At 40.1% G+C, this 16,933-nt stretch carries 16 protein-coding genes; 4 read left to right on the forward strand and 12 right to left on the reverse strand.

Annotation, left to right across the window (positions count from 1 at the left end; all coding sequences use genetic code 11):
• Window positions 1-426 precede the first annotated feature (426 nt).
• Entirely contained in the window at window positions 427-1,047 is a 621-nt protein-coding gene (locus R7O13_RS12610) for a metalloregulator ArsR/SmtB family transcription factor (RefSeq protein ID WP_318303966.1), read from the forward strand.
• A 160-nt stretch (window positions 1,048-1,207) separates the two neighbouring features.
• On the forward strand, window positions 1,208-1,558 hold the full coding sequence (locus R7O13_RS12615; RefSeq protein WP_053303351.1) for a DUF3135 domain-containing protein: 351 nt from the start codon (window positions 1,208-1,210) through the stop codon (window positions 1,556-1,558).
• On the opposite strand, the gene R7O13_RS12620 is transcribed toward R7O13_RS12615, so the two are convergent.
• The 3 genes from R7O13_RS12620 to R7O13_RS12630 form a co-directional block, all read right to left on the reverse strand.
• Window positions 1,552-1,845, reverse strand: coding sequence for a GIY-YIG nuclease family protein (locus R7O13_RS12620; protein ID WP_025768346.1), 294 nt, complete (start codon window positions 1,843-1,845; stop codon window positions 1,552-1,554). The genes R7O13_RS12615 and R7O13_RS12620 overlap by 7 nt on opposite strands.
• A 1,392-nt stretch (window positions 1,846-3,237) precedes the next feature.
• A complete protein-coding gene (locus tag R7O13_RS12625) occupies window positions 3,238-3,660 on the reverse strand; it encodes a DUF805 domain-containing protein (protein ID WP_033905993.1) in 423 nt (140 codons plus the stop codon).
• Between the two features lie 162 nt (window positions 3,661-3,822).
• Entirely contained in the window at window positions 3,823-4,170 is a 348-nt protein-coding gene (locus R7O13_RS12630; RefSeq protein ID WP_017820736.1) for a 5-carboxymethyl-2-hydroxymuconate Delta-isomerase, read from the reverse strand.
• 269 nt (window positions 4,171-4,439) lie between these two features.
• On the opposite strand from R7O13_RS12630, the gene tpiA reads away from it, so the two are divergent.
• A complete protein-coding gene (gene tpiA, locus R7O13_RS12635) occupies window positions 4,440-5,210 on the forward strand; it encodes a triose-phosphate isomerase (RefSeq protein ID WP_005384863.1) in 771 nt (256 codons plus the stop codon).
• A gap of 292 nt (window positions 5,211-5,502) precedes the next feature.
• Window positions 5,503-6,861 carry an MBL fold metallo-hydrolase gene (locus R7O13_RS12640; RefSeq protein ID WP_318303969.1) on the forward strand — a complete coding sequence of 453 codons (1,359 nt, stop codon included), beginning with the start codon at window positions 5,503-5,505 and terminating at the stop codon, window positions 6,859-6,861.
• 153 nt (window positions 6,862-7,014) lie between these two features.
• Here R7O13_RS12640 and galU read toward each other — a convergent pair whose 3' ends face one another.
• The 9 genes from galU to R7O13_RS12685 all read right to left on the reverse strand — a co-directional run bounded on the left by galU (window position 7,015) and on the right by R7O13_RS12685 (window position 16,921).
• Entirely contained in the window at window positions 7,015-7,893 is an 879-nt protein-coding gene (gene galU / locus R7O13_RS12645; protein WP_137281670.1) for a UTP--glucose-1-phosphate uridylyltransferase GalU, read from the reverse strand.
• Window positions 7,894-7,960: 67 nt separating this feature from the next.
• Complete coding sequence (locus R7O13_RS12650) at window positions 7,961-9,127, reverse strand: nucleotide sugar dehydrogenase (RefSeq protein ID WP_054576869.1); 1,167 nt, start codon at window positions 9,125-9,127, stop codon at window positions 7,961-7,963.
• Between the two features lie 137 nt (window positions 9,128-9,264).
• A complete protein-coding gene (locus R7O13_RS12655; RefSeq protein WP_137281669.1) occupies window positions 9,265-11,211 on the reverse strand; it encodes a polysaccharide biosynthesis protein in 1,947 nt (648 codons plus the stop codon).
• A gap of 168 nt (window positions 11,212-11,379) precedes the next feature.
• Window positions 11,380-11,928 (reverse strand): sugar transferase, encoded by a 549-nt coding sequence (locus R7O13_RS12660; protein ID WP_054576867.1) that lies wholly within the window; start codon window positions 11,926-11,928, stop codon window positions 11,380-11,382.
• A gap of 3 nt (window positions 11,929-11,931) precedes the next feature.
• Entirely contained in the window at window positions 11,932-12,849 is a 918-nt protein-coding gene (locus R7O13_RS12665) for an NAD-dependent epimerase/dehydratase family protein (protein WP_054576866.1), read from the reverse strand.
• Between the two features lies 1 nt (window position 12,850).
• A complete protein-coding gene (locus tag R7O13_RS12670; protein ID WP_054576865.1) occupies window positions 12,851-13,615 on the reverse strand; it encodes a glycosyltransferase family 2 protein in 765 nt (254 codons plus the stop codon).
• Window positions 13,599-14,663 carry a hypothetical protein gene (locus tag R7O13_RS12675; RefSeq protein WP_054576864.1) on the reverse strand — a complete coding sequence of 355 codons (1,065 nt, stop codon included), beginning with the start codon at window positions 14,661-14,663 and terminating at the stop codon, window positions 13,599-13,601. Before R7O13_RS12675 ends, R7O13_RS12670 begins: the two co-directional genes overlap by 17 nt.
• An 84-nt stretch (window positions 14,664-14,747) precedes the next feature.
• A complete protein-coding gene (locus R7O13_RS12680; RefSeq protein ID WP_137281668.1) occupies window positions 14,748-15,695 on the reverse strand; it encodes a hypothetical protein in 948 nt (315 codons plus the stop codon).
• Window positions 15,665-16,921 carry a lipopolysaccharide biosynthesis protein gene (locus R7O13_RS12685; protein ID WP_054576862.1) on the reverse strand — a complete coding sequence of 419 codons (1,257 nt, stop codon included), beginning with the start codon at window positions 16,919-16,921 and terminating at the stop codon, window positions 15,665-15,667. The genes R7O13_RS12680 and R7O13_RS12685 overlap by 31 nt, the downstream gene beginning before the upstream one ends.
• Between the last annotated feature and the right edge of the window lie 12 nt (window positions 16,922-16,933).

Here is a 16,933-nt window from a genome sequence, read left to right on the forward strand (position 1 = left end):
AAAAGAACTCGTCATTCTAGCGAGCTCCAGCGAGACTAAGAATCTGGTAACAGCAGACTCCTATTCTGTCCTGCTCGCCTTAACCGCTGCTCAACCAAAAGATAGATTCTGAATCACCTCGTTCCTCGTTGTTCAGAATGACGGAGACTTTAATAAGCTCTAAATCGAAAGAACTCGTCATTCTAGCGAGTTCCAGCGAGACTAAGAATCTGGTAACAGCAGACTCCTATTCTTTCCTGATCGCCTTAACCGCAGCTCAACCGGACGATAGATTCTGAATCACCTCATTCCTCGCCGTTCAGAATGACGACATATCTTGGCTCATATGAACATAGCCCCCTACAAATCCACACTCAAATTAAGTCAACACTTTTCTTTACTAACCCTATCGCGCATAATATGTACTGACGTATAAATGGTGGGTATATGAAGACCGTAGATAGGATATTGCAAATCGTTAAGCGTGATGGCTCCGTCACTGCAAAACAACTCTCCTCTGAGCTAGGTATGACAACCATGGGGGCTCGTCAGCACCTGCAAAGTTTAGAAGATGATGGCATTCTTTCTATCCATGACGTAAAAGTAAAAGTTGGTCGCCCTGCTCGTCATTGGTCTCTCACTCAAAAAGGTCATGAGCAATTTGCTGACCGTCACGGTGAGTTGACCATTCAGTTTATAGAAGCTGTCGAACATATCTTTGGCAAAGATGGACTGGAAAAAGTCACATCAGAGAGGGAAAAACTCACGTTACAAAGTTATCGTCAGCACCTTGAGCAATGCGACTCTCTGCAAAGCAAACTAGAAACACTCATCACATTAAGAGAGCAAGAAGGCTATATGGCTGAACTCGAGAAAGATGAGAACGGATTTATTTTAATCGAAAATCACTGTCCGATTTGTAAAGCCGCAACTCGCTGCCCAAGCTTGTGCCAATCAGAATTGAGTGTCTTTCAGTCTTTACTTGGACGTGACACCAAAGTAGAGCGTACCGAACACATCATTAGCGGCCAAAGACGCTGCGTTTACCGCATCCAACAACTGCAGTAACCACCACAACCAAACATCGACATGCCGCACTTATTCAATCTCCAGCTTGAAAGCTTCTCTTATAAGTGAGACGGCTGAAGAATTCATCCTCTCTCCTCTTTCTAGTGGTATAGGCTTTTAGTAACTAAAGGCAATTTCCATAAGGATTTGGAGAGCATCGATGTCTAATCTACGTCATATCCCATCCCAAACGCTTCCTCCATTCGATGAAATGGTTCGAATGGCAGAGCGAGACCCAGAAGCTTTTGAGCAATTTCGTCATGAGATGGCGAAAGAGATGATCGAGAGCGCATCAGAAGATATGAAAGAAAGATTGTGGGCTCAACAAAGCCACATTGATAGAGTCATCAGCACGTGTAAAAACCCTCATCACACCAATGTGGTATTGATGAACGAGTTGCAAAAACAGGTCGTAAAGTTCAAAGCAGCGCTAGAAGGGGAAGCGGCACCGACACAAAAAGCGGATGTGGTTAGCTTAAATGCGTTTAAAGATAGGGATGATTTTTACTGATACTCAGTAGATAGATCGAGAAAGTTAGGGTTCGTTTCTCTTACCAAGGCTAACTTCCACTCACGCTTCCACTGCTTGAGCTGCTTTTCTCGGTTTATAGCATTAGCCATATCGTCGAATAACTCAAAGTAAACGAGCTTATGAACGTTGTATTTCTTAGTAAATCCTTCCACTACTCCATTTTTATGTTGCCATATTCTTTGGGGCAGCTGACTGGTAACACCTATGTAGAGAACGGCGTTGTTATTTGACGTTAGGATATAAACGCAAGGTGTCTTATCGATGATTCATTCTCCTTCATTATTCGCTGTTACTTTTCCGTTGTAATTCGCAAGCTCAGGCAGTTTATTTCAATCTCAGAGCACTCTGCGCCTAGATTCTGAATCACTTCGTTCCTCGCTGTTCAGAATGACGATGGCTTTCACAGACTCTAAATCAAAGGAGCTCGTCACTCAATCGAGCTTTAGCGAAACTAGGAATCTGGTAACAGCAAGCTCCTATTATTTCCCGCTCAGCTTAACCACTGCTCAACCGGACGATAGATTCTGGACCACGCTCATTCCTCGCTGTTCAGAATGACAGTGGCTTTAACAGCCTCTAAATCAAAAGAGTCCGTCATTCTAGCGAGCCGCAGCGAAACTAAGAATCTGGTATCAGCAAGCTCCGATTCTTTCCCGCTCAGCTTAACCACTGCTCAACCGGATGATAGATTCTGAATCACCTCGTTCCTCGCTATTCAGAATGACGATGGCTTTAACAGTTTCTAAATCAAAAGAGTTCGTCATTCTAGCGAGCCTTAGCGAGACTAAAAATCTCGTAACAGCAAGCTCCTATTCTTTCCCGTTCACCTAAACCACCGCACAATCGGATGATAGATTCTGGATCACGCTCATTCCTCGCTGCTCAGAATGATGATGGCTTTAACAGTCTCTATATCAAAAGAGTTCGTCATTCTAGCGAGCCTCAGCGAGACTAAGAATCTAGTAACAGCAAGCTCCTATTCTTTCCCGCTCAGCTTAACCACTGCTCAACCGGATGATAGATTCTGAATCACCTCGTTCCTCGCAGTTCAGAATGACGATGACTTTAACAACCTCTAAACCAAAGGGGAGCGTCATTCTAGCGAGCCTCGGCAAGGCTAAGAACCTGCCAACAGTAAACTCCTATTCTCTCCTGCTCACCTTAGCCAATGCTCATGCCGGATGATAGATTCTGAACCACACTCGCACCTCTCTGTTCAGAATGGCAGTGACTTTAACAGCCTTTAAACCAGAGAAGTTCGTCATTTTAGCGAGCCGCAGCGAAACTAAGAATCTGGTAACAGCAAGCTCCTATTCTCTCCCACTCACCTAAACCACCGCACAATCGGATGATAGATTCTTAATCACACTCGTCCCTCGCAGTTCAGAATGACGGTGACTTTAACAGCCTCTACATCAAAAGAGTTCGTCATGCTAGCGAGCCTCAGCGAAACTAAGAATCTGGTATCAGCAAGCTCCTATTCTCTCCCGCTCACCTAAACCACCGTACAATCGGATGATAGATTCTGAACCACACTCGCATCTCTCTGCTCAGAATAACGATGACTTTATCAGCCTCTAAATCAAAAGAATTCGTCATTCTAGCGAGCCTCAGCGAGACTAAGAATCTACTTTCAGCACGCACGGTACTTGAAGCGATTACTCCGGCTCAGGGCCATATTGATTTGGTCCTGATGTTCCCTTTAAGAAACCACATTCAATTAGAATCCATAAACCACAAATCAGAGAAATGGAAGCAACGAACATCTGTGGGGTCGACGGCTCTTGCGCGGCAGGGCTGGTCATTGGCGTGGCAATTCGTCCGATAATCAACGGAATATTCAGTGCTAGCCAATAGATCGATTTGTTGCGGTCGTGCCAACGCTTGGTGGTGATCGCCAAATCAGGGATCAGCAGAACCACCAAGAAAATAGGAAGAAGCACATAGGAGAGAGTAGGAAGCAGCTGGCTGATACCGGCACCAAAGCCTAGAATGGACACATAGTAAATGACGTTCCAAATCCAGTAGGTTTTACGGTCTATACGTCCTTGAAAAGAAAACAGTAACTCTTTAGTCGACATCAAATTTTACCCCAAAGTAGAAAGGTTATAGATTAGCCGAGTCGATATAGTTTGGAAAGGACACCGATAGCTTGGGTGCCCACAACGCCCATATAACAAGCAGAGCCAGGCTGAGAATTCGTAACAATAACCCCTCGCTATTCTCGGGCAATTTAGCGCAACCTAGTTCACTACCTTTTGGAAGCTATCTATATCCATGTCTCGGATATTGACCGTTAAACTGTGCACGTGACTGGCTTGCTCTTGAAGAGTCGCCATCAAGGCTCGTGACAGTTCTCGCTTTTGTTCTTGGGAGCGACCAGATAACAAATCAAAGTTGATATGGATAAAGTCGAGGCTATCTCCCTCCTCTCCTATTAACCAATTGTGGCACCGGAGCGTTCTAGATTTCACTGACGCGAGTTCAAAAAGGCCACTTTCTAACGCCGTTTTATGTAAATCCTCCAGTAACCCCTGAACATTGACGCGTTCTTCCACCGAGTTTGAATACTCTAAAACGAGATTTGGCATTTTGATTCCTTTCTACAACAATTAATTCCAGCGCGTAGTAATACCAATCTCAGCAGCAATTTCCGAGGAATGAACTATCATTCTGTCTACGCGATCACCAATCGGTTGCTTTTGACAAAAATAACAGGATCGATGCTTGGTCGAATCAACAAAGAAAGCCGGACAAGACATGACGCCAATCATGATCTGTTCACATTATTCTGTTATATTCCTACGTAGATTTTTTACATTAATTGACTATTTACATTAAAGATAAGGGAGATATTCCTATGCGTCGTCCTGTAGTGATGGGTAACTGGAAACTAAACGGCAGCAAAGCAATGGTAACTGAGCTGCTAACTGGTCTTAACGCTGAACTTGAAGGCGTTGAAGGTGTTGACGTAGCAGTCGCTCCACCAGCACTTTACATCGACCTAGCAGAGCGCGTAATCGCTGAAGGCGGTAACAAGATCATCCTAGGTGCTCAAAACACTGACCTAAACAACAGCGGTGCGTTCACTGGCGATATGTCTCCAGAAATGCTGAAAGATTTCGGTGCTACTCACATCATCATCGGTCACTCAGAGCGTCGTGAATACCACAACGAATCTGACGAGTTCATCGCTAAGAAATTCAACTTCCTAAAAGAAAACGGTCTAACACCTGTTTTCTGTATCGGTGAATCTGAAGCGCAAAACGAAGCTGGCGAAACTGAAGCTGTATGTGCACGTCAAATCAACGCAGTTATCGACACTTACGGTGTTGAAGCTCTAAACGGCGCAATCATCGCTTACGAACCAATCTGGGCTATCGGTACTGGTAAAGCAGCAACCGCTGAAGATGCACAACGCATCCACGCTTCTATCCGCGCACTAATCGCAGCGAAAGACGAAGCAGTTGCAGCACAAGTAATCATCCAATACGGCGGTTCTGTTAAGCCAGAAAACGCTGAAGCTTACTTCTCACAACCAGACATCGACGGCGCTCTAGTTGGCGGCGCTTCTCTAGACGCGAAAAGCTTCGCAGCAATCGCTAAAGCAGCGGCTAAAGCAAAAGCTTAATCTCGTTTTTACTGAGAGTAAAAATAACAAAGGGATGCATCATGCATCCCTTTTGTTTGCTTACGATCTAATGAGTTTTGTCACTCCAAGGAGCTCAACGACATCAGGAATCTACTAACCGCATGTGTCAAACCCAAAGTTAAGTAACGAAAAACGCCTTACATCAAAACAAAGAACCTAATCGCACTTCCGATTATTCCCACTCAATTCCATCCGACCAACGAACTCTATTCACTTAGCCTGCCCACTGGATTTATAGTTACTGATACTTGTTCAAGGAGGAGCAATCGACATGAAAACACCCATATCAGACATCGCCAATGTGATTCACCTTGGTGGGAAACATACCGTCACTGGCTCTTGTCATGAATTGAAACTGCCACACGGTAGCATCTTGATCGATTGCGGACTCTTCCAAGGCAAAGACATCCATTTTGGCAACCGCAGGGCATCATTGGATATTGAGTTTCCGGTTAAACACATCAAAGCATTAGCCCTGACTCACGCTCATATCGATCATATTGGACGCCTACCTTGGTTACTGACTGCTGGATTTAAAGGCCCCATTTATTGCACCAAAGCAACAGCCGAACTCGTACCGCTCATGTTAGAAGATGGATTAAAGCTGCAACTGGTTTTGAACTACCATCAGCGTCAACAAGTCCTCAATGTCATTAAAAAACAGCTGAGACCCCATGACTACCAACAATGGCTGCCACTTGGTAAACAATGTTATCTACGCTTTCAACCAGCAGGGCACATTCTTGGTTCCGCTTACGTAGAATTCAAACTCCGCAATCATGAAGTCATTGTGTTTTCCGGCGATCTAGGTCCGTCCAATACCCCGCTCTTACCCGATCCAAAGCCGCCAAAGCCGCCAAAGCGTGCCGACCATATGTTCATCGAGTCCACATACGGCAACAAAGAGCATGAAGACATTACAACTCGAACTGAGCGCTTGAACGCCATTATCGATCACGCACTACAAGACGGTGGTGTTGTTCTGATCCCTGCTTTCAGCGCAGGACGTACGCAGGAACTGTTATTCGATATTGAACAGCTGATTCACCAACGCGACTTGTCGTCTTCTTTGCCAATTATCCTAGACTCACCACTTGCGAAAAGAGTCACGAAGACCTACCGCCGTTTCAAAAAACTATGGGGAAAAGAAGCAAAACAAAAGCTCAACAATCATCGTCATCCCCTCGCTTTTGAACAATGCATTACTGTAGAAAACCATCGAGAACATCAAGCATTAGTGAATCGACTAGCCTCCACCGATGAGCCTGCGATTGTCGTCGCGGCATCCGGTATGTGCGAAGGTGGAAGAATCGTCAATTACTTAAAAGTACTCTTACCGGATGAAAGAAATGATGTGTTGTTTGCGGGTTATCAGGCGCCAGGAACCTTAGGTCGAGAAATCCAATCAGGCAGCCACACGGTGGATATCGATAACCAACCAATCGAAGCTAACGCGCAGATCCATACCATCTCTGGATATTCCGCACACGCAGACCAAAGCGATTTATTGAAGTTTGTTACTGGAGTTTCTAAACAACCAAAAGCCGTGCATTTGATACATGGGGAGAAAGAAGCAAAAAAAGAGTTAGGAGAAAAGTTGGAAGTAAAGGGAATTGAGGTTGTTTATTAAACTAATATCAGCCGACATTAGAACGATACAACCTAGTTCTTACTTATTGTTAATGAGTTAAAACAACATAAGAATTTGAATATCAACGTGCTTTAACTAAGCTTTGTACGTCAGAAAGCCATGTTAAAGCACGTTAGTAACGAGACTGAACAACTATGCAGGTTCAGCAACCTTTACAGTTGGTGTTTTAGGAAGCTCAGCACTAGACGCTTTTTTGTATAGGTTCTCGTAGCAGTAGTTTGTCGCCTCGATGTAACCTTCTACACTGCCGCAATCAAAACGCTGACCTTTAAATTTGTATGCCAAAACACAACCAGATTGAGCTTGTTGCATCAGCGCATCGGTGATTTGAATCTCGCCACCTTTACCCGGTTCTGTATTTTCAATCAGCTCAAAGATATCAGGGGTCAGAATGTAACGACCAATAATCGCTAGATTGCTAGGTGCAGTACCTGGCTCTGGCTTTTCAACCATGTTATCAATGCGGAAGATGTCATCTTTGATCATCTCGCCAGCAATCACACCGTATTTATGCGTTTCTGATTCCGGAACTTCTTGTACCGCAACGATTGAACAGCGGAACTGTTTGTACAGCTCAACCATTTGCGCTAGAACGCCTTTGTCTTTATTCACACAAAGGTCATCCGCAAGCACTACAGCAAACGGTTCATCACCGACCAATTCACGTCCCGTAAGGATAGCGTGACCTAAGCCTTTCATTTCACGCTGACGGATGTAAGTGTAACTCGCTGAATCAATCAAAGAGCGGATATCATCTAACAGTGCTTCCTTACTTGTGCCTGAGATTTGATGTTCCAACTCGTAGTTTTTGTCGAAGTGGTCCATCAAAGAATGTTTGCCACGACCTGTGATAATACACATTCCATCCATGCCCGCTTCAATGGCTTCTTCAACACCGTATTCAATTAATGGCTTGTTCACCACTGGCATCATTTCTTTCGGCATGGATTTTGTTGCAGGTAGAAAACGAGTACCGTAGCCTGCAGCAGGGAAAAGACATTTTTTAATCATTTTTCAATTCACCAACTGTAAAAAAGGCCCTCATGCATGAGGGCCATATTATCGTTATACTAAAAATTTAATCACTGCCAAACAAGTCACGCGTGTAAACTTTATCCGCAACGTCAGCTAACTCTTCCACCATGCGGTTGGAAACAATAACATCCGCACTTTGTTTGAATTCACTCAGGTCTGTAATCACTCGAGAGTTGAAGAAATCTTCTTCTTTGAGTACAGGTTCATAAACCACGACCTCAACACCTTTCGCCTTGATACGCTTCATGATGCCCTGAATAGAAGAAGCACGGAAGTTATCAGAGCCAGCCTTCATAATGAGGCGGTAGATACCAACCACTTTTGGTTCACGCTTGAGGATTGACTCCGCCACAAAGTCTTTACGAGTACGGTTTGCATCCACAATCGCGCCGATGATGTTGTTTGGTACATCTTGGTAATTGGCTAAAAGCTGTTTAGTGTCTTTTGGTAAGCAGTAACCACCGTAACCAAATGATGGGTTGTTGTAATGATTACCAATGCGAGGATCTAAACCAACACCTTCAATGATCTGACGAGCATCTAAACCGTGAGCTTCTGCGTAAGAATCCAGCTCATTAAAGTACGCAACACGCATTGCAAGGTAGGTGTTTGAAAACAGTTTTACTGCTTCAGCTTCTGTAGAGTCAGTAAAAAGAACTTGAATATCGTCTTTTACTGCCCCTTCCACTAGCAAGCTAGCAAATACTTCCGCACGCTTGCTACGCTCACCAACAATGATACGTGATGGGTGAAGGTTGTCATAAAGCGCTTTGCCCTCTCGCAAAAACTCAGGTGAGAAGATGACATTTTTACACTCCAACTCTTCCTTAATGCGAGCAGTATAACCAACAGGAACAGTAGACTTAATCACCATTACTGCATCTGGATTGATAGACATAACATCTTTAATCACAGCTTCAACAGAAGATGTATTAAAGTAATGCGTGACTGGGTCATAATCCGTTGGCGTTGCGATCACAACATACTCTGCACCTTGATAAGCTTTCTGCTTATCTATTGTAGCGGTAAAGTTTAGTTCCTTATTTTTAAGGAAATCTTCAATCTCAGTATCAACAATTGGAGATTGTTTTTTATTAAGTAATTCAACCTTTTCAAGAACGATATCTAGTGCAACCACTTCATGGTTTTGAGCTAACAACATTGCATTAGAAAGCCCTACGTAGCCTGTACCAGCAACAGCAATTTTCATAATTTTACCCTAGTTCTAAGAGCTATACTTATTAGAACTAAGCAGTACAACTCTTAAGCAATCTAAAGATCTTTGTTATCAGGAGCTAAGCGGCATCAGCCGATAAAAACAAACGGACACTAAGTATTCATTTTATTCTATTCGTTTACAACGAGCTCTGTATGAACCAGATTTAATTCCAATTGATTATGGCTCCAGACTAAATCGCCAATACCATCTGTAGGATTAAAACCGGTAGGGGCATTTAACAATAATGTACGGATATTCTCGTGATCCATACTATGGCAGGCAAAGTCGAGCTCGCTCAACAACAGCTCGTATTCTTCTAGGGGTAAATGAACCTCATGCGCCGTCATGATTCTCTCATGTGCGGTTTGTTTTACATTGTCGCCAATAAGCAACTCTTCATACAGTTTCTCACCAGGTCTAAGCCCTGAGAATTGAATCTCAATATCACCATGAGGATTAGCCTCAGATTTTACTTCCAGACCAGATAGCTGAATAAGATTACTTGCTAAGTCTGTAATTTTGACTGACTCGCCCATATCTAAAACAAATACATCGCCTCCCTTGCCCATTGCTCCAGCTTGAATAACTAGCTGTGCAGCTTCAGGAATGGTCATGAAGAAACGAGTGATCTCTGGATGAGTAACGGTTACTGGTCCGCCTGATGCAATTTGCTTTTTGAATACGGGAATAACGGAGCCTGAAGAGCCAAGGACATTACCAAATCTTACCATGCAAAATCGCGTACCATTTGGTTTTGCATTTTCTTGATCAGCAAGAGCCTGTAGGCCAAGCTCTGCCATTCGTTTAGTTGTACCCATTACGTTAGTAGGGCGTACAGCTTTATCTGTAGAGATTAATACAAATGATTCAACACCAGCTTTAATCGCCGCGCACGCAGTATAATAGGTACCATAAATATTATTACGCACCCCCTCAATTACGTTAAATTCGACTAATGGAACGTGTTTATATGCTGCAGCGTGATATACCGTTTGAACTTTAAAAGAAGACATTGTCGTTTCTAGACGATGTTGACGCTGAACAGAACCCAACAAAGGAATAATGTCGCAGGTTAGCTCTTTTTCAATCTTAAGTTGATTTAGTTCACGATCAATCTGATATAAACCAAACTCAGACAATTCAAATAGAATAATAGATTTAGGTGACTGCTCTACAATTTGACGACACAACTCAGAACCAATAGAACCACCAGCCCCCGTCACCATTACAACTTTGTCTTTGATGTTCGCTTCCAACAATACTTGCTGTGGGGCGACTGGATCTCGTCCAAGTAAATCTTCAATAGCAACATCTTTCAGCTCATCGATTTTTGCTTTGCCAGAGACAATATCCGTCATATCAGGAACAGTAAGCACTTCAACAGGCAGTTTCGCCAACTCATCAAGAATGATCTTACGACGAGAACGTTTAGCACTAGGTACCGCGAGTAAGACTTGAGCAACATCGTATTTATTAATAATTGGCATTGCATCTTCAATAGCAATAACAGGTAAGCCCAAAATCATTGTATTGCATAGTGTTGAATCGCCATCAATAAACGCTCTTACACGATAGTCCCCACTACTTCTCAATGCCATTGCGAGTTGTCGGCCACCGGATCCCGCGCCATAAATAAGAACCTCTTTGCTCTGTGCAGAGTAGCTCTGTGCAATCAAAGAGCGGACTATAACGCGAGGGCCACCACAAAAAAGAGCAAGAAACGCAGCATAAATAACAGGAACCGTTCTTGGGAATGGGTCACTCATGTAGAAACTTAAAGCTGCCACAAGCGTTGCGGATATAATGGCGCCAGCAGTCACGACAAACAGAGCCTGAAACGTTAAGTAACGAAGCACTGCTCTGTAGAGCCCAAGTCGAGCAAAGACGGCAATTGTAACAATCGCCACGCCAATTTGAATCCCCCAAACAGTAGGATATGTGAAGTAGTTGGTTTCACCTGAGCGAACTAATATCGCCAAATGAAAAGACAAAGAGATCAGAACTACATCGATCAGAACACTGACAATTCTTTTATGCGTTCTAGAAAGCTGCCATATAAATTGTAGACGTTGCATAATAATTCTTATTTGTGGGTGTATCCGGAAAACGGGATATAGTTTAACATAAAAGTATAAACTTCGTCGTAATAAGCTCTGACAAAGAATCCTCTTATGAGCCCCTCCCTGGGAAGAGGTAATAAAGGTTACAAAGACCAAAAGAGCGACTTTCGCCGCTCTTTATTACTATTTTACGGCATCTCCAGAACCGCTACCAGTAACAGTCATAATGATGTACTTGAAGTAACTCTTCAATGTTAAAGAGTCGATCATCTCTCTATCTGTTTTTGCCAACAAAGCTGGTGTTGACATATCGATGTTTTGAACTTGGGCTAAGCCAGTAATGCCGGGTAAAACGCTATAGACTCCCACCGCATCTCGTTCAGCAATAAGCTCTTCTTGATTGAACAAATTTGGACGCGGCCCAACTAAACTCATTTGCCCTCTCAACACATTTATTAATTGTGGGAGCTCATCGATCTTGGTTTTACGCAAAAAAGCACCAAGCTTGGTAATGGAAGCAGTGTTCGCTAAATGGCTAGCCACTGACTTAGTTTCCACCGACATAGTACGAAACTTGATCAGCTTAAACGGTCTTTTATTGCGCCCAACACGCTCTTGAACAAAAATTGGGGAACCAGTGTCAAACAAACCTACAATGATAACGATTAGAAGTACAGGCCATAAAAAAAGCAATCCCAAAAAGGCTGCAAGAAAATCAATAAAACGGATCATTTACTATTTAACTCCAGAATCGCACAAAGTCGACATTGCTTGCTTCATAGTCAACGGCGGGGTCCAACCCAAAACGTCTTTGATGTTAGAAGAATCAACTTCTAAGTTTCCATAAAGTTGTTCAATCTTGGATGATTTTCCAGTAAGTTTACCAGCTAAGCGCATTACACTCACTGGCACTGGAAGCTGAATCACTTTTTTACCTAGTCCATCAGCAATGGCATTAGTAAACTGCTTAATAGAGACCGTTTCACCATCACTCGCTAAAAATGTATGCCCAGCTGCATCTGGGTGTGTTGCACAGGTAACCAATAGATCTGCTAAGTTTTGAACTGCGATAAAATCCCTTCTGTTATTCGTTGAACCAAAAGGTAAAAATGGTAATTTACTTACTAATTTGGTTAACATACCAAAATTCCCTGGAGCTTCAAGTCCATAAACTAAGGTAGGTCTAACTATAACGACTTCAAGGCCAGTTTCTTCCGCAATTTTTTTCAATCCAATTTCTGCATCATATTTAGATTGAGCGTATACATTGTGAGGATTAGGCAACGAGTCATATTTAAATGGATTTTCGCACGTAGATGTACCATTTACACCAATTGAACTAATAAACACAAAGCGCTTAACACCAAAACTTGCGGCTGCTTTCGCTAAGTTAATACTACCGTCAACATTTACTTCCTTGTATTCTGCGTAAGAAAAGTCACCAGAGTGAGCGAGTCCCGCTAGATGAATTACAGCATCAACATCATAAAAAGCTTTTTTCCAACAAGTACGACCATCTATCCTATCAATGCGATAACAATCATCAAATATATTCGTCTCAGTTTCTCGAACTACACACCTGAGATTGTTATAACCTAGAGAAAGAAAGCCACCTATAAATCCTGTAGCTCCAGTTAAAAGCAGTTTCTTCATTTTAAATAATTTTCTTATATTTAAAAAATAACACATGAATCAAGTACAAAAAGCAATAATAGAGGCTTTTTGTCCTAGAAAAGCCTTCTTCATTACGATATATATTCCAAAAAAAAGGAATCAATTTAGATTTTGCAGAACTAACCGAACCATCGACTAAGTTATACTCAGCCAAATGTGTTTTTATTCCAAGAACATAATCTGTTTTCTTTGATAACTTCAGCCATAATGCAAAATCTTCATGACCACAAAGTGGAAAACGTAAATCACCCATCAGATCTTTACTCACCATAGCTGTTAAGCAACCAATACTGTTGTTACAGAGTAGTTGATCATAATGAACTTTCTCTGGTGGAGTAAAACTCCTTGTAATATTACCATCTTTTAAAACAGTATACCCTGTACAAGAGAAGTTTATCCCTTTACTAGTCATTGCTTTAAGTTGCACTTCCAATTTTTTTTCTTTCCATAAGTCATCAGAATCCAAAAAGGCAATATAATCTCCATTCGAGTATTCTATACCAATATTTCTTGGATATGCTGGTGACCCTGAATTACTAGGTAATGCGACAACTTTTATTCTCGGATCATTAAATTGCTTAAGCTTATCTAGTGTGTCATCACTTGAAAAATCGTCAACTATTACGAGCTCCCAATTATCATAAGTCTGACTTAGGACACTGGATATCGATTTGGCAATAGTATCACTAGAATTAAACGAAGGCATAACAATACTAACTAGAGGTTTTTCACTTAACGATTTCATTTTTTTTTGCCCCCATTAAGAAATAAACGAAAAACAAGACGAATACGGTTAAAAATCTAAAAACACTCGATTCATTAACTCCAGCAATAACAATTGTAGTATGAAAGCTATATATAAGCCATGAAACAGAACGACTATTAAATTTGCTTGATACGTGGAGTAAAATAGTATTAAAGATAAAGTAAAACAAAATTAGAGAAAAAAACGCCATCAAACCAAATCTAATAAGCACTTCAGTATAAAAATATAATGGCATTGAACCTGGAGAGTAACCGTAGACATTAAAAAACACCATTCTCTTTATTTCATTTGAGCTAAGACTGTAAAAGTCTAAACCATCTACATAACTTGTAAGAATATTAGGAAGGGATATTCCTTGTACAACAAACAACCTCTCAAACATCGAAGATAAAAGATATTCAAGAGTAATGGTAGCACCTTCACTCATTTTAATTAGTGCATATAAACCAAAAATGAGAGTGATCACTACTGCACTTGTAAGTATATTTTTTTTATCGAAAAGAAAAAATAAGCAAAACACTATAAAGAAAAACAGTCCGCCTTTATTTCCACCAACAACAAAACAAAATGAAACATATAAAAAACAGAAGAACAATATCCACTTATTTTTTGAATTATTAAATAAATAAATAAAGCAAAGAGGTAAGATAACATTAGATATAATACTGAAACTAAAAAAACCTCTCAAATCAGTTGATACAATATCAGGTCGAATATATGCACTTCCAGTAATAATTGAAAAAATTGGCAATTTACTAAAATTCAAGACCAAATAAACAAGAGACATCAAAAAAAAACAAAACAAAAACTGTCCCCAAAACTTAGTATCAACCTCACTAACTACACTTAATTTCTTTAATTTCAACAGAACAACGTCTGAAAAAAAAATGAGAATAATTGTCACAACACCTAGAAAGGTAAATAGATCTACTCCACCTTGTGTATAATCGTTGTATTTTTCGCCCTGCAATACGTCAATATAAAATAACGGCCCACTGAAAACAAAGAGCAACCCTAGAACCATCATTATGTTTCTTCTATAGCCAAATTTAATATACCAAAGAAGATAAATGGAAAATAAAACAAAATAAATAAACGTCAGCATATAAATTTAAATATCAATGATTTTTGCGTGAGACATATAGTCATATATACGTAATATCTCAACTCTTCTACTTTCGGGAAAGCAATTAACATTTATCACTTTTTTATAAACCTTAACTCCTTTAACCCCTTCTTTAATATTAATTAATGCTGTTGAGTATAGACCAACTAAACACTTTGGAGCTTCGTTTTTTTTATAAAAATCCTCTATTGAACATTCTATTTCAGGAACCTTAAAGTTAAATTCTTTCTTATATAGCTCTAAATTTAAATCACTTTCGTATCGATGTGGGAAGTAATATATATCGAAAGAATCGAACTTCCGGCTTACTTCCGATAAATATTCAAGGTACACATCTTTAGGTAGAGTTTCTTTTTCTAGAATAGGCATACCAACAATAGCAATTGAATTTTCAACTAGAGAGAACGGTTCGATTTTTATCTTGTTCAACTTATAGACAAGACAGTTTGCATTACTATCAAGATCAAAACTTGTTATCAGTTTTCTCTTTATATCACTAGATATAATATCATGATAATGAGAAATCGTCGCTAAACCATCATCTAAATAAAACCTTTCCCCTCTTGTTATACAAGCAATTAATTCCATCCATCTAGAGCGATGATCTCCAATCAAAACCTGTCTAGCCTTTATAAAATAAACAAAGTTCAAGGCTATTATTTCTAGGACTCCTTTAATCAATTCTTTTTTATTCTTAGGGGATGCAGTTAAGTAGATAACTTTATTAATCAAACGTGAATTGCCTGAGATATATTTATTTAAATTAAGATCATTAGCATAAACATTGTTTTTTCTAATTATGATTAAATCTATTGACGATTTTTTTTCAGTTACATACTTCAAGGCACATTCAAACTGCAAATGTGACTCAACGAGAACTATATTAAATACTTTATCTCTACTCATTGCCAAAAGCAAACTCCCTTCTTCCACGGTAGATCCACATATTTTCTAGATAGTAGGAATGTCAATAAAAATTGGTTGAATTTTGTTACAACAAAAACCCAAGCAATACCTTCCACACCAAATTCTTTAGGTAAAAATATTAGCAAAGCCAGATGTAGCGAAAATGAAACGATAGTCACAGCAGCCAAGCTTGACGTAGCCTTAGCATAAAATATGTAATTAGTGAACAAAAGATATAAGCCACCAAATATTTGCCCGATGACTAGTATATTTAGAATAGAAACCGATTCTAAATATTTATCGCCTGCAAAGTAAACAATTACCTTTGGTGAAACATAATAAAAAAATGGTAGAATAATTACCGAAAAAACAACAAACATCAATTTAGCACGAACGACCAATGCCATCTTTTCAATATCTTCTTTTTTTAACAATTGATATAACTTTGGGGTAAACGCTCGATTTAGCGCATCAAATATCAGCATCATCACCATTGAAAACTGAACAGCAATCATATAGAAACCAGCGGTTTCCGAACCAAACTTAGAAAAGACAAAAAATCTATCCAAAAATGATATAAAGTACAGCCCAACAGTATGAGGAAGAAGTGGCAAACTGTATTTAATTACGTCTTTAAGACGGGTTTGATTAAAACACCAAAAACGTATCAGTTTGTCTTTATATAATAAATATAAACTAATCAGAGCAAAACCAGCAAAAACACAAATCCTCGAAAATATGACAACCTCGACTTCATTTCCGACATATTTCAATAACGTTAGTGTCAATATTATTAAGGCAACACCTAGGCTAAACTGGAAAAAAAAGTATCTGATTGCATATTGCCTGATTTGCCATTGGCCTAACCTAAGCAATATTAATTGATGAAAAAAACCTATAAGTAGAGCAGAAACTACCCAATAAAAGTCAATACCAATATAAGTACTTACATAGTTTCTAGCCGAAATAGTTAAGGATAGAGAAATTAGGAGTCCTAAAAGGATAACTTGAAAACAAATGCCGTTATATTTTGATATAGTGTCACAATCTATATCATCAAAAAAAAACCTATTCGCCGCACTTACAGCATTCAAGCCAATAAATGAAGCAGTGCTTGATACAACGGCCAAAAATATTGATAGTAAACCATACTCTGAAACAGTCAATGAGCGAGTCAATATAGGAAGAAGTATGAATGGAACTAACGCTATGAAAACATTTGAAAATATGTAATATAATGCATTTCTGTTCATAAATTTTTAAAA

It is taken from the genome of Vibrio sp. Y176 (assembly GCF_033438945.1).